This window comes from Trichocoleus sp. FACHB-46 (assembly GCF_014695385.1).
Taxonomy (GTDB): domain Bacteria; phylum Cyanobacteriota; class Cyanobacteriia; order FACHB-46; family FACHB-46; genus Trichocoleus.
This window is the reverse complement of record NZ_JACJOD010000025.1, coordinates 13,718-33,916: the sequence shown is the minus strand read 5'-3', so window position 1 is coordinate 33,916 and position 20,199 is coordinate 13,718. Positions and strand designations below refer to the sequence as shown.

At 48.6% G+C, this 20,199-nt stretch carries 14 protein-coding genes; 4 read left to right on the top strand and 10 right to left on the bottom strand.

Annotated features, from left to right (window positions below; translation table 11 throughout):
• Positions 1-50: 50 nt before the first annotated feature.
• Positions 51-1,310 carry an alkaline phosphatase PhoX gene (locus tag H6F72_RS15110; protein WP_190437102.1) on the bottom strand — a complete coding sequence of 420 codons (1,260 nt, stop codon included), beginning with the start codon at positions 1,308-1,310 and terminating at the stop codon, positions 51-53.
• 432 nt (positions 1,311-1,742) lie between these two features.
• On the opposite strand from H6F72_RS15110, the gene H6F72_RS15105 reads away from it, so the two are divergent.
• Entirely contained in the window at positions 1,743-2,057 is a 315-nt protein-coding gene (locus tag H6F72_RS15105) for a hypothetical protein (RefSeq protein ID WP_190437099.1), read from the top strand.
• A gap of 217 nt (positions 2,058-2,274) precedes the next feature.
• Here the strand turns inward: H6F72_RS15105 and H6F72_RS15100 are convergent, their stop codons facing one another.
• The 3 genes from H6F72_RS15100 to H6F72_RS15090 form a co-directional block, all read right to left on the bottom strand.
• Complete coding sequence (locus tag H6F72_RS15100) at positions 2,275-3,612, bottom strand: alkaline phosphatase PhoX (RefSeq protein ID WP_190437096.1); 1,338 nt, start codon at positions 3,610-3,612, stop codon at positions 2,275-2,277.
• Between the two features lie 169 nt (positions 3,613-3,781).
• Positions 3,782-4,780: a hypothetical protein gene (locus H6F72_RS15095; RefSeq protein ID WP_190437093.1), complete on the bottom strand. Its 999-nt coding sequence runs from the start codon at positions 4,778-4,780 to the stop codon at positions 3,782-3,784.
• A gap of 126 nt (positions 4,781-4,906) precedes the next feature.
• Entirely contained in the window at positions 4,907-7,024 is a 2,118-nt protein-coding gene (locus H6F72_RS15090) for a TIGR00300 family protein (protein WP_190437090.1), read from the bottom strand.
• Positions 7,025-7,255: 231 nt separating this feature from the next.
• Between H6F72_RS15090 and H6F72_RS15085 the strand changes: the two genes are divergently transcribed.
• Positions 7,256-7,573, top strand: a complete 318-nt coding sequence (locus tag H6F72_RS15085) for an MGMT family protein (RefSeq protein WP_190437086.1) — start codon at positions 7,256-7,258, stop codon at positions 7,571-7,573.
• Here the strand turns inward: H6F72_RS15085 and H6F72_RS15080 are convergent.
• The gene (locus tag H6F72_RS15080; RefSeq protein WP_190437083.1) at positions 7,570-7,875 is read right to left on the bottom strand and encodes a hypothetical protein; all 306 of its coding nucleotides are present in this window, start codon (positions 7,873-7,875) and stop codon (positions 7,570-7,572) included. The two genes, H6F72_RS15085 and H6F72_RS15080, sit on opposite strands and share 4 nt — an antisense overlap.
• A gap of 332 nt (positions 7,876-8,207) precedes the next feature.
• Entirely contained in the window at positions 8,208-9,236 is a 1,029-nt protein-coding gene (gene purM / locus H6F72_RS15075) for a phosphoribosylformylglycinamidine cyclo-ligase (protein WP_190437080.1), read from the bottom strand.
• Between the two features lie 436 nt (positions 9,237-9,672).
• On the opposite strand from purM, the gene H6F72_RS15070 reads away from it, so the two are divergent.
• Entirely contained in the window at positions 9,673-10,866 is a 1,194-nt protein-coding gene (locus H6F72_RS15070; RefSeq protein WP_190437075.1) for a septal ring lytic transglycosylase RlpA family protein, read from the top strand.
• Between the two features lie 45 nt (positions 10,867-10,911).
• Positions 10,912-12,546 carry a bifunctional pantoate--beta-alanine ligase/(d)CMP kinase gene (locus H6F72_RS15065; protein ID WP_199299107.1) on the top strand — a complete coding sequence of 545 codons (1,635 nt, stop codon included), beginning with the start codon at positions 10,912-10,914 and terminating at the stop codon, positions 12,544-12,546.
• A 115-nt stretch (positions 12,547-12,661) separates the two neighbouring features.
• Here H6F72_RS15065 and H6F72_RS15060 read toward each other — a convergent pair whose 3' ends face one another.
• The 4 genes from H6F72_RS15060 to gltB form a co-directional block, all read right to left on the bottom strand.
• On the bottom strand, positions 12,662-13,156 hold the full coding sequence (locus H6F72_RS15060) for a Uma2 family endonuclease (protein ID WP_370527505.1): 495 nt from the start codon (positions 13,154-13,156) through the stop codon (positions 12,662-12,664).
• Positions 13,157-13,339: 183 nt separating this feature from the next.
• Entirely contained in the window at positions 13,340-14,227 is an 888-nt protein-coding gene (locus H6F72_RS15055) for a DUF5677 domain-containing protein (RefSeq protein WP_190437072.1), read from the bottom strand.
• 310 nt (positions 14,228-14,537) lie between these two features.
• Positions 14,538-14,699: a type II toxin-antitoxin system Phd/YefM family antitoxin gene (locus H6F72_RS15050; RefSeq protein WP_242016955.1), complete on the bottom strand. Its 162-nt coding sequence runs from the start codon at positions 14,697-14,699 to the stop codon at positions 14,538-14,540.
• A 190-nt stretch (positions 14,700-14,889) separates the two neighbouring features.
• The gene (gene gltB, locus H6F72_RS15045) at positions 14,890-19,563 is read right to left on the bottom strand and encodes a glutamate synthase large subunit (RefSeq protein WP_190437069.1); all 4,674 of its coding nucleotides are present in this window, start codon (positions 19,561-19,563) and stop codon (positions 14,890-14,892) included.
• Positions 19,564-20,199: the final 636 nt, after the last annotated feature.

Below are 20,199 nucleotides of genomic sequence, written 5' to 3'. Positions count from 1 at the left end.
AGGGTGGCGATCGCTGAACGAGGTCACTCAATCATCGCAGCATTAGTTGCTTACCAGGGACCCCAAATTGCAAAGGTAATGCCAGGAGTTTGCATGTTCACGAACATCGTTTGACCATCGGGAGAGAAGCAAACTCCAGCCAGCTCTGATGTATTGAGGGCATTCCGAGCAAACTTATAAAGACTGCCACTGGGGGTGACACCTAGGATAAAGTCTGTTCCATCGCCGTCTTCGCAGAGGAAGATATCTCGGTTTGGCACAACAACAATATTGTCAGGATTGTCTAAGACACCGGAGTTGTTAGGTTCAATATAAAGCTCGACAGTATTGTTAGCAGGTGAATAGCGCCAGATCTGCCCATCTCCAGAACTACCGCCGCTCTTGCAGGTGAAGTAAACATAACCACCGCCGTAAAAGATCCCCTCTCCACCAGAGAATCTCGCTGCTCCCTTGTTAAATCCCTCTGTTCTAACGGTATCCGTTGAAGGGTCGGGATTCGCGATCGTCACCCAGTCCACTGTTCTAGCAGTATTTTTGGGGAAACCCGTGGCGGTATTGATTCCGGAGGAACCCGTGATCCTTAAAGCAGATAAAGTGCCGCCAGCACTCAAGTTGGTTCTTTGGTTGGGAATGAAGCGATAGAAAAGCCCATCTCCTCGGTCTTCCGTCATGTAGACATACCCTGTGTTGGGGTCTACAGCAGCAGCCTCATGATTAAAACGTCCCATCGCGGTTAGCGGCACAGGTGTCACAAACCCCGTTGCGCTGCTGGGAACCTCAAATACGTAGCCGTGCCTCTTGGTATTGTTGGTTTCAAAGGTTTCCTCGCAGGTTAGCCAAGAGCCTGAAGGGGTCGGACCACCAGCACAGTTACGAATCGTTCCTGCCAACACACCTCGATGCGATACCAGAGTCCGAGTGGGACTAACCACCAACTTAGTGCAGCCGCCCCTAGCGTTGGTGTTGTACTTCCTGGTGCTGGGAGCGCTCAAGCCATTACTAGAGGTAGGAGCGAGTTCATGGTTCCGGATGAGAACCGTATTGCCGCTGGCATCTGCAAAGGCACCCATACCATCATGACCACCAGGCACTCTGTAACCATCGGTCATGGTTTGCCCCGTTTCAGACAGCCTGCGATAGGTAAACCCAGCTGGTAAATCTAAGACTCCATTTGGATCAGCGACTAAATTACCGTAAGGCCCAGCAGCGATCGAGGGTTTAGCATAAAAAGCTTCCAAAGGGGATAACAATACAGCACCCGCAGCCGATGTCCCTGCCAGGGCAAAAAATTTACGTCTTGATAGATTCACTACAGCCTCTTTGAAATTCTGAAAAGGTTGTTACCAATAGGCAGTTTGATTATCTAGGAAAGATAAGAATTCTTAGTTTAAGTAGAGGCTAAGAGAAGCTTATAAAAAGCAAAAACTTAAGTTAGAAAATATATGAATTTCTAATCACCAACTTATTATTAACAATTACAAAGATTAAGTTAAAATCTCAAAGGTTAAATTAAAAATGAAACTTATTTGCAACAGGTATCTTGCGTTTATACTTGTATTTGCTGTACTTATGAAGGTTCAATATGAAATACTCCAATGAAAAACCTGAGACTTCTGACAACCTCTAGCCTATTAGTAAATACTCTATTAATAAATTTAGTAGGAAGCCATAATCACTCCGTTCTTGCCTCTCAGCAGTTTGACTACTCTACTGTCCCAAGCACTGATGCGTCAGTGTGTTATATGAGAACGACTAGTGGTTCAACCCTCAATCTCGATCGCCTCTGTGGAGAAAAAGCGGTTGAAATAGTTCAAACTAGAGATCAGCAATTTCTTGAAGAGTATTTAGGTCTTTTAGCAAGTTCTCCCACACTTAACCCACAGTTAAGGCAAGTAGCTCAAAACAATCCTCGCCAAATTCTTCAAGCCGCATCAGACGTATGCAATGCGTTAAGGACAGGTACCGAAAGCACTTTTTGGAAAAATAAAACTTCAGTTGACAGAGATATTCTAGTGAATTTATCGACTGAGTATTACTGTCGTGACCTTGCCGATTAGCAGCAATACTTGAGGAGTCATTTGGCGGCCCTAAAAAGCTCTTTTGTTCAACCAATTTATCTAAAAATTAGCTAAAAAATTGCCACCTGAAAACCTTTACTGTTTCCAAGTGGCAACGATTCGCCCAAACATTAACGCAGGTGAGAAGGATAAACGCGATCGCTCTCTAAAAATGCCAATTCTAAAACATTAAGAGAGAGCAACTAACAAACTTAAATTAAGCTCGGCTCCAAGGTCCCCAAATGGCAAAAGTGATGCCAGGAGTTTGAATGTTCACGAACATGGTTTGACCATCAGGAGAGAAGCACGCACCTGCAAGCTCTCTGTCATTAATGGCATTACGAGCAAAGTGATACAGTTCCCCTTGAGGAGTGACACCCACAACGAATTGCTCGTCATCCCCATCTTCACAAAGAAAGAGATCGCCGAACGGAGAGACAACAATGTTGTCAGGATTTTCTAGTTCTGCTTTATCTGTGGATTCAACAAACAGGGTGAGTGTACCGCCATCCTGAGCAGACTGCCCAGGCACATAGCGCCAAACTTGTCCTAAACGGAAGGGGCCACCATCGGTACAAGTAAAGTACAACTCATTATTGCCAAACCAGATACCTTCTCCACGGGTAAAGGTAGCGGCTCCCTTCGCTCTCCCCTGGAATCGTGTCCCTGTAGGAGCACTATCACGGGCTGGGTCAGGATTGTCGATAGTCACCCACTCTACTTCCAGGGTCTGACCAACTGGAATGGTGACACCGCTGTTGTTACTAGTATTGACACCAGGTCTCCCCTTGATTGCTAGGGCTTGCAGAGTACCACCCATCTGTAATTCGCCAGGTTGATTGGGGATAAATCGGTAGAACAGGCCATCACCCCGATCTTCAGTTTCATAAGCAATCCCTGTTGCAGGATCGATCGCCACAGCTTCATGGTTGAAGCGGCCCATTGCAGTTAAAGGAATTGGGGGAACAGCGCCTGTCGCTTTAGCGGGTACTTCAAAGTTATAACCATGCCGCTTAGAAACTAAACCAGGATTTTCTTCGGGTGTAGAAGTGTTTTCTTCCGACGTCAGCCAAGAACCCCAAGGAGTTACACCACCAGCACAGTTGCGGAAGGTGCCTTGAATGGAAGGATAGTGACGGATAAGTTTGCGATCTTCGCCAATAATCAATGTGGTTGTGCCACCTTTGCACAAGGGGTCATACACAGGTGCATTCAGGTCAGAAACTTTGGTAGCAGAAGTGGGGCTGAGTTCGTGGTTCCGTACCAAGATGGTAGTACCTCTGGGACCTGCAAAAGACCCCATGCCATCGTGTCCTCCGGGCACTAAAGAGTTATTGCTCATAACGTCGCCAGTGCGGGAGAAAGCTCGGTACTGGAAGCCACGAGGTAAGTCTAGTAAACCATTGGGGTCGGGAATCAGTGGGCCATAGCCATCGCCAAATACAGATTGACCGTTCGCTTTGCGAGCATAGAGCGCCTGCAAAGGAGACATCATTACCGTACCAGCAGCACTAGCACCTGCCAGCGCAAAGAATTTACGTCGCGATAAAGCCATGTCCTTCTCTCAGTTCTCAGGATGCGTCATTAGCTTAAGCAACGAATCTCATCAACTGGCAAAGGATAGATTAATCTTGGGTTAAGCAATTGCAGATTTCAATTTTTTTGCTGTATTGCTTAACACCTTTTGGCAAGATTGCTGCTGTCAAGTTGCTTTACGGAGCTACTTAGTGAGCGACTAAGTTCTGCTCAACAATTTCTTGCTGAAAGCTGAAGAGATTGGGGTCTTTGAAGTCAACAGTTGCCCTCAGCCAGTGGACATCTGGTGAGCCAAAGGTTTCAACCCGAGTAAAGTTCTCAATGCGGCTTTGGCTGCGCGAACCAACTAAAGGCTTGTCAATGCGGAAATAGTGACTATCTCCATGTACCAAAACCACAGGCTTTTTGAAGGCGACAGTTTCAGCTTCTAAAGCCGCGAGAAAATCGTTGTACCCGGTACGGTTGGGATCGGTAGGAGCTAACTCGAACCCAGGATTGGCTTGAATAACCAGCATGATGCCTTTGCTGCCATTGCGCTGGGCGATCGCGAATCCTTCTCTTAACCAAGCTAAATTTGCCGCATTGCGCTCTTGGTATTCAGCGTCAGCTTCTGGAGTGCGACCGAAGTTATTGTTGCTCCCCGGAATATTCAGCCCCACAAACACGATGTTGTTGGATATCCAGCGGACATTCTCGCGAAATTTGCTGTACTGCGGATCGTTACTTTGGCGAGTCAGGGCGATCGTGCGTTTACCTTGGCTCTGATTGCCTTGAAAGAAGATTTCCCGCAGTTTAGCCAACCGTTCTAAGGGGTCGTAGCCGCCATTGTTCGCGCGGTGGCAGTCTGTCCACTCATTGTCTCCCGGCACAAAAATGAACGGATGCACAAAGGTATTGAACAAGTTGTAGCGCTGATAGAACGTTTCATCAGTGCATAGAGTCGAGCCACTCTTAAAGTCACCATCGTGAACAATGAAGGCGAGCCGTGTCTTGTTCATGTCCTGAATCAGGTTTTGAAACTTGCCTTCCTGCTCAGGGTTGTAGGGTAAGTCGCCGATCAAGCCAAAGTCAAACTTCGTAGCCGCTACACTTTCGTTGCCAAAAGGCTGGGCTTCTAACCAAGAGACCAGTCCTACAAGCAGCATTGACAACAAGGCAACCCAAATGAACTGACGGCTTCGACGCATGTTCCTTCCCTCCCACCAAGAGATGACCCTAAAAGTAGATAGCTCCACAAAAGCCAGCCTGAGGTACTACCTTAGAGTGTTTTCTTCAACGAGAGGGAAAGAAGGTATTAACAATGCGTTAAGAGTCTAGGCAGTAGCAGAAGCGAAATGATAGGGACTTGTGAGCTTATCGAGCTGCTGCACTAACAAGCTGAGGAACAAACCTACATCTGTGACCACTCCAACGGATTCGACAGAACCGCGATCGCTAAGTTTGGTAACTACGGCTGGGTTGATGTCCACGCAGACCATCTTCACACCTGCTGGAGTCATGTTGCCCACGCCGATTGAGTGCAGCATCGACGACAGCATCAAAATCAAATCGGCTCCTTCGATTAGGCGAGCATAGTCTGCTTGGGCTTGGAGCAAATCCATCTGCGTGTCGGGTAAAGGGCCATCATCGCGAATTGAGCCAGCCAGGGAGAAAGGCACGCCGTTGCGGACGCACTCATACAGCACGCCACTCGTCACTACACCTTGCTCTACAGCCTGGGGAATGCTGCCACAGCGACGGACGGCATTGATCACCTTGAGGTGATGGCGATGACCACCGCGCACCGAAACCCCACGCTTCATATCCACACCGAGGGAAGTGCCCATCATCGATTGCTCAATGTCATGAACGGCGATCGCATTTCCACCCAGTAGCGCTTGCACATAGCCTTGACGGATCAGGTGGGCTAGATGCTCGCCTCCGCCTGTATGAATTACCACTGGCCCCGCCGTGACTACTACCTTGCCACCTTGATCGCGAATCTTGCGTAATTCCCAAGCAATCTGCTCCACCACAAGCTCGACGCGGCGTTCGCTAGAAACGCCTGCTCCCATGAAGCTAAACTCTTGCACATTCCGCTGCTCGCGGGATTCCGTTTTCCGGACTGTGCGAATTCCTTCTACGCCAATAATGACGCGATCGCCTACTGCCAAATCTCGTAGCAGCTTACATTCGGCGATCGGACCTGTAGGGGTTGAATCCAAGACGAGCGCCGCATCCATCCGTTGTTTCTGCACTTTCACCCACTGACACTCCACGCGCACTTCTGTGGGGTAAATCGTGGTGACATAGAAATCATCTGGAGCTACTCCCGCTTGAGTCACCACTTCATAGCTGATATCACAAGCTTCTTGGGGGGGTGGCACAGCGCCCAGATCGATCAACTGCGTCATGATCGTTTCCATGACCTCGTGGGAAGGAGCCGACACTTTCACTTCCGCCGAAGAAGTGCTTTGCCGCTGTTCTCCCAAGTTGAAGTTGAGTACTTGAAAGCTGCCGCCTGCTTCCACCACTAAATCTAAGGCACGGTTGATCAAGCCAGAGTCGAGTAAGTGACCGTCTAGGCGGATCACACGGCTCTCCACGGTAGCCCTAGCATGAACTTCAGCTTGGACAGGTTCGGTGACACGCAGCGTTAAGCACTTAGCCGCACCTCCCGCTTTGAGAAATTCGGTTAGAGGCGTTTCCAGCACTTCAAAGCCTTTATCAGCCAGACGTTGCTTCAGCTCATCACTGGCTTTGTTCAAGATCACTCTGTGATCCACATTCACTGCGTTGCAAGCGAAGTTCACTGCATCGGCTTCCGCGATCGCAATCCGCTTCTCCTCAGGCACCCGCATTTCAATCAAGCGGTTGGAATAAGCATCGAAAGCAGGAGGATAGTAGAGCAGATAACCTTGGCTAAGTGGGCAGAAGCAGGTATCGAGGTGATAGAAGCGCTCGTCCATGAGGCGCAGCGACAGCACTTCAATATCCAACCACTTGGCTAAATAAGGATGGGAATCGAGTTCGGAGCGGAAACCATACCCTGCCCACAGCCAGCGACCCTCGCGATCGAATAGGGCATCTCCCGCCCCCTCAAATGGCAGTTCTTTCGGCAATTCATGCACAGTGTAGCCCTTCTCAACAAACCATTGCTTGAAGAAGGGTTCTTCACCTTGCCGCTCTTTATGGAAGAATCGACTTAACACCACGGTGTCGCCTAAGACCAAACCCCCATTCGCCGTAAACACAATATCGGGGACACCGACTTGAGGTTGGATCAAATCAACGATCGCGTATTCTTTGATCAAATGAAACAACTGATCCCATTGCTCTACAGCGCGATCGCGAGAAGACTTGTGAACATTTCCTTCCATCCAAGGATTAATTACATAGTCCACCTCATAGTGATCCGGCGAACACATTAAAAAACGAATTGAGGAAACCATAAAGCCAAAGCTCGAATGAGGAGTTGATGCAAAAACTTTAACGAGCAAACAAGATGAAAACTGTGGTCAAACTTGCAGCTAAATAACGCTTCTCAGTCTCTAAATTCCCGTAGCAACGAGACTGGAGTCTATCTTATTATTCCTACGACCTCAGGTATTGACAAAAAAGCCAACCTTGTAATAGGTTCCTGACTTTCCGACTGTCTCTCTCTCCAGCCTAGATCATCAAAAGTGTCTACCTACAACCGTATTTATGCGATCGTGCGTCAAATTCCCATAGGAAAAGTTGCTACTTACGGCCAGGTAGCAGAGTTAGCGGAGTTATATGGCAAAGCTCGTTTGGTGGGATACGCACTTTACCGAGTTGATAAAAATTCAGATATTCCTTGGCATCGCGTGATCAATGCCAAAGGCGAAGTGTCAGAATCACCCCTGCGGCTTGGTTCTGATTATGTGCAGCGATCGCTTTTAGAAGCAGAAGGCATCGAATTTAATGCCGAAGCAAAGATCGATCTACGGAAATATCAGTGGCAACCCACCATCCTCTAGCAACGTCGGTGCTCGGTCGGAAAAATTGATGACGTTTCAGGTTGGTTTAAAGCTGGCTGAGGTAGCGATCGCAGCTCTTTCCAAACGTTGTAGCCGTTGTCAGAATCAGTGATGACAACCTGCTGGCCGTACTCCGATAACCCATAGGCCAAGGCATAAGCTTGGTTTTGACAAGCTGCTGGAAATGACGCGACATAGCTATACAACTGGCCTCCACTTCGCATTCCCTGTCTCAGACAACCATCAGGGCTAACGAAGGTGAAGTAATGAATCAGAGTTTCAGAAATCGTCAATGGAGACATGGAAGTGTGAGATGCAGAGTTAAAGGCAGTTTAAGCAAATGCCTCTGGCTCTACAAGTAGACTTTTGCAAGATTCACGGTCTCTTAATCCAACCAAGCTGAGCGGGGTTCCTTCAGACGATTTTGGTCTTGCAATATTCAGATCTACGAGGGTCAACCAAGCTTTCAACCGTAGCTTTACTAGGAATCATAGCTTGCTGAATAAAGACTTCAAGATTACTAGATGTCATAAATATCTAAACCAACAAAAATGCGATCGCCTGTGATTAAACCAGAGAGCGATCGCCTTGTCTTTATAATATGCTGCAATTGTGCTGCAATCTACGAGCTGTGTTACTCTGGCAACCCAATCAATTCCCCAGCACCCGAAACCACTTCACCGATCGCATAAGCCGCAAGACTTTGCGAGGTAAACCACTGCATCGTTTGCTCAGCTTGGTTAGGTGGCACAATCACGACCAAGCCAATGCCCATGTTGAACGTATTAAACATGGCAACTTCGCTGACTTCTCCGGTCGTTGCCAACCACTGAAACACGGGTAAAACAGGCCAAGAGTTGGGGTTGAAGCGGACTGCTTGGCCTTCACCCAGACAGCGGGGAAGATTTTCTGGCAAGCCACCGCCCGTGATATGCGCCAAACCATGAATTGTCAGGCCTGCTTGACGCGCGGCCAATACAGGTTTGACATAGATCTGAGTCGGGGTAAGAAATGCCTCCGCTAAAGTTTGCCCCCCAAACAGTTCCGGTTTCTCTTCCCAGCTAAAGCCGCGATCGCTGATGATTTTGCGAACCAAACTGAACCCATTGCTGTGCACCCCTTGACTCGCCAAACCGATCGCCACATCCCCAATTTGCACTTGAGAACCGTCTAGCAGTTGGCTTTTCTCCACCACACCCACACAAAAGCCCGCCAAATCGTATTCTCCTGGCTGGTAAAAACCTGGCATTTCTGCGGTTTCTCCCCCCAGCAGCGCACAGCCCGCCTGACGGCAACCTTCACTAATTCCAGATACCACCTGGGCTAACTGTTCTGGTTCCAAATGCCCTGTTGCCAAATAATCCAGAAAAAATAAGGGTTCAGCTCCAGAAGTCAGTACATCATTGACACACATCGCCACCAAGTCAATCCCGACCGTGTCATGACGATTTGCCACCTGAGCAATCTTTAATTTAGTACCTACGCCATCGGTACCGGAAACCAAAATCGGCTCATGGTAGCCTGCCGGAATTTGAAATAACCCGCTGAAACCACCAAATTTTCCCAGTACGCCCGGTCGATAAGTGCTCTCGACCATGCCGCGAATTTGTTGCACAAAGGCTCGGCCTGCTTCGACATCAACCCCAGCTTCTCTGTAATCCATGAAACGACGTACTTCCCGTGCTAGTTGCAGGATGTATTCTACTCGCCATTGGTCTTGAGAATTTAGTCTTTCAAAATTGCGCCGATTTAAAGCTCTGCAATCGCTAGTTAGCGACTAAATCAGGTAAAAAATGATTCATATCTAGTATGAAGTTTATATAAAGTTTTGATGAAGCACACTGAAACAGCATAAACCTCAAAACCCCCTTCACAGAAGCATTTCGTCGTTTTTTTCAATGTAAAGTTTTAATAAAAATCCAAACGGCTTCCGTAGCACCCTGATCCCCAGGGCCAAAACTTCGTGTTACTCTGTTGCAGTTCTATGACAGAAAGTAAATACGGAACGAGTACGAGTTGCACTAACCCATTAGACCCTGTTGTTACAGCTCATTTGCAACCTATCAATCTCGATTTTCCAGCGCCCTTTACATGGATTTATGAATCAACGATTTCGGAGTAGTGCCACTGTTGCCCTGTTGTTGGCTGCTTTATCTACACCCCTGTTAGGTTCTAATGAGCTAGCAGAAGCCATCGAACCCAGCACTGAGACCAACCTAGCGAATAGCAAGCCCACTTCAGGCCCCCCTCAGGTAGCGCCGCAATTTCCAGTAAAGCTGGCACAGTTACAGCCAACTCAAACGGCCCAGGTCGTCAAAGTTGGAGAACGTCAGTCTTCTACCACCGAGGAAAACACCCTCGTTGCCAAAATCCAAGCCCATGAAGTGGCAGGCCGTAAAGCTGCAACTCTGTATGTCCGAGATATTCCGGTTTTGACTTTCCTTACAGACCCAGAATCGGAACCAGGAAGTGAAGTTGCAGACAGCCAAAGTTTAACCATCACTCAACCTGTCAAAGTAGCAGCCCGTCAAGCTGTGTCTTTAGAATCTGAAGCCTTCAAGCCAGTTGCATTGACCAAGACAGGCGCGATCGCTACGAACTCACCCCTAGATAGTGCTACCTCACCCAGTGCTGACGACCCCCTGTGGCGAGCGACTGCGGTTGCGGCCCAGATTAATCAAATGAGCTGGAATGGCTTGGATGCTGACAAGATTACCGTCAGTTGGGATGGTGAACCTAGCGTGACAGGCGAACCCCGCGATCGCTACTTGATCAAAGCAGACGGTAACGTCCTAGTCACCCTAGATGCAACCGCAACCACTAAACTACCTGACACCACTCGCGATTTGGCTAAAGATGCGCTTCAAGCCACCAATCGGCTGAGACGTTTGCTCGGTAACGCAGCTCCCTTGCGAGAAGTTTCTGGTCGCCCCGTGGTACGTCGTCAACAAACCGTTGCCTTCGGTTCTGTCCAATTTCAAATTAAAGGTTGGGCCTCCTGGTATGGCCCTGGTTTTGACGGTAATCGTAGTGCTAGCGGTGAAATTTTTAACCAAAATGCTTTAACCGCAGCCCATCGTGACCTACCTTTTGGCACTAAAGTGCGAGTCACCAATCTAGACAATGGGCGAACAGTAGTCGTACGCATTAACGATCGCGGTCCCTATGCCTTCGATCGCGTCATTGACCTGTCTGCTGCTGCGGCTCAGGTGTTAGGTCTAATTCATAGCGGTGTGGCTCCGGTGCGTGTTGATGTTTTAGATCAGCAAAAAACTGTCACAGCTAGCAATTAAACCGACACAGACTGGAGATGAATCCCTAAACTAGTAGGCGGAGCTTTGGTAATCAACCTAGGGGGATCGGTGCGCCTGTTTACGACGGTAGCGGGATTGCGGTGCTATCTGGAGCTACATCGATCTCAACAAGATGGGTTGAAGCTAAATCAGCCAATTAGCGATGCATCGTCTTTGGCACCTGCGGCAACCGTGGGTCTAGTGCCGACAATGGGAGCTTTGCACCAAGGCCACTTGAGCCTAATTCAGCGGGCGCGCCAGGAGAATGCTCTCGTCATTGTGAGTATCTTCGTCAATCCGTTGCAGTTTGGGCCTACGGAAGACTTCCAACAATACCCCCGCACCCTAGAAACGGATCGGCATTTATGTGAGCAAGCTGGAGTCGATGCCATCTTTGCCCCTACTGCTGAAGAGTTATACGGCTCAGCCTATTGCCGTCAGCAAGAACAAGTGACTCAAGTCGTACCCCCTCAGTTTATGACGGCTACTTTATGTGGTCGCTCTCGCTTGGGACACTTTCAAGGAGTGGCCACGGTAGTCACAAAGCTACTACAACTCGTCCAGCCCGATCGCGCCTATTTTGGCCGCAAAGATGGTCAACAATTGGCAATCATTCAGCGACTCGTGCGCGACTTAAATATTCCCGTTGAAGTTGTGGGTTGTGAGACGGTGCGGGAGGCAAGTGGATTGGCTCTCAGCTCTCGTAACCAGTACCTTTCCGCCCAAGAACGCGAGCAAGCGGCGGCAATATATCGAGGTTTGCAGCGAGCGAAACAACAATTTCAAACGGGTGAGAAAGACACGAATGCACTAATTGATGCGGTCAAGGTAGAATTGGCAACTGTGCCGATCAAACCTGAATACATTGAATTAGTGCATCCCATGACGATGGCTCCCTTAGATAAAGTTGACGAAGCAGGATTGCTGGCGATCGCGGCCCGCTTAGGCTCAACTCGCTTGATTGACAACGTAGTTTTGCAAGACCGTCAGCCGATTGTGGCGATCGATGGTCCCGCTGGAGCTGGTAAATCGACGGTAACTCGTCAGATAGCTCAGGCTTTAGGGCTGCTTTATTTGGATACGGGAGCCATGTACCGCGCTTTGACTTGGCTGGTGCTGCAATCGGGGATCGACATTCAAGATGAACCTGCGATCGCAGAACTGGTGAGCAAGTGCGAAATTCAACTCGTGCCGGGAGAAAACCCACAAGAACCCGTTAGAGTTTGGATTGATCAGCAGGAAGTGACCGAGGCCATTCGGGACCTAGAAGTGACTTCTAATGTCTCAGCGATCGCAGCTCAACCTGCCGTCCGCAAAGAACTGGTGAAGCAGCAACAGCGCTATGGTCGCAAAGGTGGGATCGCGATCGAAGGCCGTGATATTGGCACCCATGTTTTTCCCGATGCAGAACTTAAAATCTTTTTGACTGCCTCGGTGCAAGAACGCGCCCGTCGTCGCCAACAAGACCTGAAAAATCAGGGCAAGGGCGACATTAGCCTAGATGAATTAGAGCGGCTGATTTATGAGCGCGATCGTAAGGACAGTACTCGCACTTTGGCCCCACTCCAAAAAGCCGTAGACGCGATCGAAATTAATACCGATGGTCTCACGATTGCTGAAGTGCGCGATCGGATTGTAGCGCTGTATCATGAGCGGGTTTCCACTGCTGCTAAGGCTTAAAGTTAGCCACAAAGAGTTGGCTTAGCGAAGCAAGCTATTTGATAGCGATTAGGAGGAGTAGCTTTACGCTTGCTCCTTCTCTTTTTTCACTTGGCAGTCTTTACAGCTAGCACTTCTATTCCAATAGCCAACCAAACACAGTTCCCACGCTCAAATTTAGTTCGCTAGCGAAAGAGGGAACTGGCAATTTCTGGCCTGATTCATCAAAGGCTTCGGGTTGCTGCTTTGGAAGATAAACAAACACGGTTTGCTCATCTGGATCAATCAGCCAACCCATTTGAGTTCCATGATTGAGACAATGCAGGATATTTTTAGTGACTTTGGTTTGGCTTTGATCAGGTGAAAGGATTTCGATCGTCCAGTTAAGCGCGATCGAAAAGGTATTGGCAATCTCGCCATTCTCATCGCGTGGAATTCTTTCCCAAGTAAACACAAACACATTTGGAACAGTTGAGCGTCCCCCAAAAGTACAGCGTAACTCTGAGAATGCCCGTGCAATCCGCCAAGGTTTAAGAACACTATTGGCGGTAGTAGAAAACTCGGTTTGAATGGTGCTGTGCTTCCCCTGCGGCATTGGCTTCTGAACAACTTTCCAATCTAATGTATTCACCAGCAGGTTTGGCTTCTGGTAGCTTCAGGAAATCCTCTAAAGCTACAGGCTGAAATGAAGTTTGTACCATTGGACCTCTTCATAAAAAGGAGTTTGATGGGTTTTGTAATTAATACAAAGGAAGACACATACACAGCTATTGAACCGACAAGCCGTAGACAGCTCAAAACCAAGCAGTAAGGGCTATTCTTCTACCATACTCATTTTCTGTTCAGAATTCTCCAAGCCAGCAATGTGGGCGAGAATGTATGTAATTTGAGATGGAGGCTTAATATTCATTTCCTCAAAAGTAACTAATTCTGGCCATCGAGCTGTATCAAGTAATTCCTTCTCCAACTTTTCAACAAGTAACCAAGCATCAGAATTGAAACTGATTTCTTTCTTGATGAGTTTACATTCGAGTACAAAAAGATAAGTTGCATAAAAGCAGTTGAAGGATGCATAATAACCTGAAAAATGGGAGGTAGAATACGAAGCGTCTATTTCTCCATTTTCATTCATATCGCCCCACCCCATTCGGGTCAAAATGTGAGGGCTGAAATGGACCCATCTTGAAGTTGCTGCATAAAAATAGTCATATAGTTTTAGCAAATTACAGCTTTTAGCCATCTCTCTCGTTGACGGACGATAGCCACTACTCTTCCATTTGTATTTACCCTTAAGATTTCCAATTTCTCCTCTAGCTAAACTAATCTGGCTGTCATCTAAAATTTTTTTAACTACAGGCTGAGTTGGCTTGTTAGAGTTAAAAAATTCTGCTTGAGTTCTAACATTCTCTGCCATATCAATTACAGCCATATACTTGATCACAGTTTCTCTGTCTTCAACGTCAAAGCTGTAATAATATTTCAAACTGATAAGATCTTCACAAATACCACGCAAAGTCGCGGTATAGAAAAATGCATCTAACTTACCTTCTTCCAAGGTTGTGAAAAGGCAAAACTCATAACTCTTAGCAATAGCAGCTTTAAGAATTGAGTTAAAAAATCCATCAGTTGGATAACAACCCTTGCAAAAATCTTTTACATGAGGTTCAAGCGATTTGACAACGTTAGACAACTCTTTCGACATAAGTTAAGTAAAGGAAATTCTTCTTGGCTATTATTAACTTACAACTCTTTATCAGTTGTTAGACTCTCTGTAAATAGGCTGAATCTTTGCACTTATCACCTTTATTAGAGAAATAAACTAAAACATTAGGCTATGAAAATTGCATAGAATATTTCCTGCTCTTCGATCAAATTTCTTACTGCATCACTGAGAGTGGGATTGCCCTCAATAAACCATAGGAATGTATGAGTAACGAGCAAGGGCTTCATGGATTGTATTCCTCAAAGCCCTCCAACGGCTCGTCAAAATCATCCGACATTTTCACTAACCCCTAAGCACTCCCAAACTTAGGAGTAGCTTTGACTTCGCTCATCGGCACAATCTTGAACGATGTTCCATCACTACGGGTAATGACAACTTCTTCCCCACCTGCCGCTTCTTCAATTAACTCTGCCAGTAGAGTCTCAGCTTCTTTCAAGTGAACCTGATGCATCAATGGTTTCCTACAAAAACTGATGTCTTGAATATAACCTCTGGTTAGAAAACTCAACGACTACAGGTTTTAAGCGGTTCAATTTGGCTGCAATACAGGCTGAAAATATTACAAAAATAGGGGCTAGCTTTAGTACTAACCCCTAATCAATGATTGTAGTGAGCGATCGCCTAAACAATCGCCCGCTTTTTTACTGCACTGAACTCAACACCTTTTCAGTTGCAGCATCCGGATTTGCTTCTGGGCTGTCTGCTTCGGAAGGTGGTACTACTTGCCAGAACTTAGCTAAAGACTCTGACCAATGGGCCAAAATCGCTTTTGCTTTCGGGCTACCCGTCCGCTCTGCATGAGCCTCAATCAGGTCGCGTAGTTGTTGTTCGCCAACAGGAGCAATTACCCGTTGCACTTTCACGATTTCGGGGTTGACCTTGGTGGGGAAACTGCCATCTTCATCCAAGAAGTAAGCAAGGCCACCCGTCATGCCAGCACCCACGTTGCGGCCCACACGACCGAGGACAACAATAGTGCCACCCGTCATGTATTCGCAGCAGTGGTCACCCGCCCCTTCGATCACCGCTTGACCTTTGGAGTTGCGAACTGCAAAGCGCTCACCCGCCTGACCGTTGGCAAAGAGAGTGCCACCTGTAGCTCCGTAGAGGCAAGTGTTGCCTACAATCACATTCTGAGAAGGATCGTAGGTCGCAGCAGCAGGTGGTTTGATCACAATTTCGCCACCATGCATGCCCTTACCCACGTAGTCATTCGCTTCACCTTCTAGGTTTAGCGTCATTCCCGGCAGGTTAAAGGCACCAAGGCTTTGGCCTGCACTGCCTTTGAAGTTTAGAGTAATTTGACCTTCAAACCCAGAGTCGCCATACTTCTTCGCGATCGCCCCAGACAAGCGAGTGCCGACAGTCCGGTCAGTGTTGATAACCATGACCTCTTTTGTCACGCTACTCTGATTCGCGATCGCTGCTTGAATCTCCGCATCAGCCAGTAATTGATCGTCAAGTACTGGACCGTTGCTGTGTACTGCCTCGTGCTGCAACCAAGCTCGGTTTTCACGAGTGTCAGGCAGTTGAGTCAAGCAATTGAGGTTCAGCGATTGTGTCTTGGTCAGCTTCGCGCCTTCCCGGACTGTTAGTAGATCTGCCCGACCAATCACTTCATCCAAGGAGCGATAGCCGAGTCTTGCCAACAGCGATCGCACTTCTTCCGCGATGAAGCAGAAGAAATTGACCACATGCTCAGGCGTGCCCGTAAAACGCTTGCGGAGTTCTTCCCGCTGCGTCGCAACACCCACAGGGCAGTTATTAGTGTGGCAGATCCGCGCCATGATGCACCCTTCAGCAATCATCGCGATCGAACCAAAGCCAAACTCCTCGGCCCCCATCAACGCTGCGATTAGGACATCCCAGCCTGCCTTAAGACCACCATCCACGCGCAGAATCACGCGATCGCGCAGTTGATTTTCCATCAGCACACGATGCACTTCGGTCAGCCCCAGTTCCCAAGGTCCACCCGCATGCTTAATCGAGCTGAGGGGAGAAGCTCCAGTACCACCGTCATGACCGGAAATTTGGATGATGTCAGCGTTGGCCTTGGCCACACCCGCCGCAACTGTCCCGATGCCAATTTCAGCTACCAGCTTCACCGAAACCTGGGCCGTGGGGCTAATCTGGTGCAGATCAAAGATTAGCTGGGCCAAATCTTCGATTGAGTAGATGTCATGGTGAGGCGGGGGGGAAATCAGAGTCACTCCAGGCTTGGAGCGCCGCAACATGGCAATGTAGGGGCTGACTTTCTTGCCAGGTAGCTGCCCCCCTTCCCCAGGCTTGGCCCCTTGAGCCATCTTGATCTCAATTTGTTTGGCACTGGCGAGGTACTCCGGGGTCACGCCAAAGCGACCAGAGGCAACTTGTTTAATGGCAGAGCTGGCAGTGTCGCCGTTTCTCAGCCCTTTTAGGTGAGGCAGTGTGGGTGAGTTGCCGTTTTCATCTACGTCATTGAGAGTGTTGTAGCGCACCGAATCTTCGCCGCCTTCACCAGAATTGGAACGGCCACCGATGCGGTTCATCGCGATCGCCAATGTTTCATGAGCTTCCCGCGAGAGTGCGCCCAAGGACATGCCCCCGGTGCAAAAGCGTTGCATAATGTCAGCGACCGACTCCACTTCCTCTACAGGAATTGAGGGGCGATCGCTCTTGAAGTCGAGCAAATCCCGCAGAGCCGTAATCGGACGGTTGCTGAGATGTTGCTGGTACAGGTCGTAATGGTCGTGGCTCTTGTCAGCCACCGCTTTATGCAGCGTCTTGACCATTTCCGGGTTGTTCATGTGGTACTCACCACCCGGACGGTATTGCACAAAGCCGTAGTTTTCCGGTTTCTTGGCGGTCAGTTCAGGAAAGGCACGGCAATGGAAGGAAATTACTTCATTGGCTAGCTCCGCAACACTGAGACCACCCAACCGAGAAGTTGTACCAGAGAAACCTAGATGCAACAGATCGGAGCCAATCCCAATCGCTTCAAAGATTTGGGCACCGTGATAGCTGGCCAGCAGCGAAATTCCCATCTTGGAAAGAATCTTCAGCAAGCCCGCTTCAACTGCCTTACGGAAGTTATCTTGAGCGCCATTTAGGGTCGAAACCTCGATCTTGCCACGCTGCATCATGGCTTGAGTCTTAGAGTCAGACCACCAATGACGTACAGTTTCCAGAGCTAGGTAAGGGCAAATTGCGCTGGCTCCATAGCCAATTAAGCAAGCAAAGTGATGGGTGCTCCAGCACTGGGCTGTATCCACGACCAAGGAGGCTTTCATCCGCAAGCCTTGCCGAATCAGGTGGTGGTGGACTGCACCCACTGCTAGCAAAGGTGGAATGTAACTGTAATCTTCAGTTAATTGAAGATCATTTTCCTGGTTGCGATCGCTCAAAACCAGAACCTTTTTACCGGCACGAACTGCTTCTACCGCTTGCTGACAGAGGGCATTCACTGCTCGTTGCAACCCTTCTGGCCCTGCGGAAATGGCAAATAATGTAGACAGTGATGCTGTTTCAAACCCAGACTGCTTGATTTGCTCTAGCTCCACCTCATTCAGCACTGGAGATTCTAGCTTTAGCTGACGAGCCGACTCTGGCTTGGCTTCTAGCAAGTTACCGCGCTCACCCAACTGCATGGTCAAAGACATGACCAAACTTTCCCGCAGGGGATCAATGGGTGGGTTAGTGACTTGGGCAAAGCGCTGCTTGAAGTAGTCGTAGAGCAGACGGGGCTTCTCAGATAAAACAGCCAATGGAATGTCATCACCCATCGAGAAAGTGGGTTCTTTTCCTTGGGCTGCCATTGATTCGATGATCATTTCCACATCTTCAGAGCTGTAGCCGAAGGCCACTTGGTGACGCAGCAGCATCTGACCGTCCATTTGGGTGGTATCGGCAAAGGGTTGAGCCTGCAAATTTTGACGATTTTGCTGGAGCCACTCGCTATAAGGATGAGCCTGAGCCACCCGTTGCTTGATCTCCCAGTTTTTCAGGACTTCATGGGTGCCCAAATCCACCGAGATCATTTGTCCAGGGCCAAGGCGTCCTTTTTCTACAATTTCTGCTTCGGGTAGGTCAACCACACCTGCTTCCGAAGCCACCACCACGAAACCATCTTTAGTGATGCTATAGCGAGCGGGACGCAAACCATTGCGGTCTAGAGTCGCGCCCACTTTTTTGCCATCACTAAACACCAACAGCGCGGGGCCATCCCAAGGTTCTTGAATGCCGCTGTAGTATTCGTAGAAGTCAACAATTTCTGGATAGTTCGCTAAGTCTGGCTGATTCTTGTAAGCCTCTGGCACCATGATCATCAGGGCTTCCACTGGGCTACGTCCTGACTGCACCAGCAGTTCCATGACGTTGTCCAGCGTCGCGGAGTCACTGTTGTCTGGGTTAACCACGGGCTTCAGGTCTTGCAGGCGATCGCCCCAACTTGCATGAGCAAGATCCGCTTCCCGCGCCATCATCCAGTTGATGTTGCCAAGCAAAGTATTGATTTCACCGTTATGCCCCAAAAGCCGCATCGGTTGCGCCAGTGGCCACTTAGGTAAGGTGTTGGTGCTAAAGCGACGGTGATACACCGCAAACACACTTTGGTAAGCAGGCTGCTTCAGGTCGGTGTAGAAATCTCCTAGTACCGCCGATCGCACCATGCCTTTGTAAATAATGGTGCGGTTGGAGAAGGAGCAAACATAAAAGTCTCTCAACGAGTCGTACTCGCTAGGACCGGAAGATTCCTGAAGGGCGATCGCAACTGCCTGCTCAATCCGCTTACGAACTAAGTACAGTTTGCGCTCTAACTCATCCCCACTTAGGCTCTCAGCCTGTATCAATACTTGCTCAATTTGAGGTTGGTTTTCCTTCGCTTGAACGCCCAACACTTCAGGCTGAACCGGAACCAAACGCCACCCTAACAGCGTTAGAGATTCTTCCTGAACAATTTTTTCTACAATCTGACGAGCTTTAGCAGCGACTGAGGCATCTTGAGGCAAAAAGAGCATGCCTACCCCTGTGCGCTCAGGTGCAGCGGCGGGCGCTCCCATCTCCGTAAGAGACTGCTGCAACAATTCCCAAGGGATGGCAGTCATCAACCCCGCGCCATCCCCAGAATCTTGGTCGGCACTACAGCCGCCCCGATGTTCTAAACACTCTAGAGCTGACAACGCCTTAGCCACTAAAGAGTGGGTAGCTCGACCTTGGAGATCCGCAATGAAACCAACGCCACAAGCATCTCGCTCCTCAACCAACCAACGTTGGCCGGAGTAGCCTGCTTCTAATCCCTGATTTAATTGCTGGTTCAAATTCACACTCACGTTATCCATGGGATGGCTCGCTTCGTTCATTGGCTAAGGCTGGGTAAAGTCCTCTGGAGTTAAAAATTAGTTTGATTGGGCGCAGTCGTCGCTACAGCAAGAAGCTGCACATTAATTACGAAGCCACGATCAAAGGCAAAGTCCGTACCCTATTAAATTTAAGAACGTACTTAACCCTCCGGCGGTTCATGAGCTTGAGGTAAGTCAAGACACTACCTTTACGGGTTTGGCTCCAAACCTGCGCTTCCCATCAGCATGGCTGGCAAACTTCAAAAGCTATTTAATTCAACCCCTTGGCCCCACTTAATTTGTGTTGGTGACAGGTAAAACTCTTCTTGCAAGTCCAAGTTACTGGTGCCATGAAACAGTACCTAACACCCCCGTCGCTAAGGGTTTTCCTAGGGAGCTGGAGTAAAAATATTATAGAAGGTATCTGAATCTGACAATCCCTAACCTCTACCGTATCCGTTACGGGTTTACGGGTTGTCAGACTACATGCCTTTTCTTGCCCAGGCTGGTTCCCTATTTTTCAAGCAACTTTAAAGACTACAGCAGAGCTTGTATTAAACACAACAATCTCATGCCGACTGATAGTCCCATATCTTCATTATGAAACTTGGTACCAAAAACGAAGTCACTATTTCC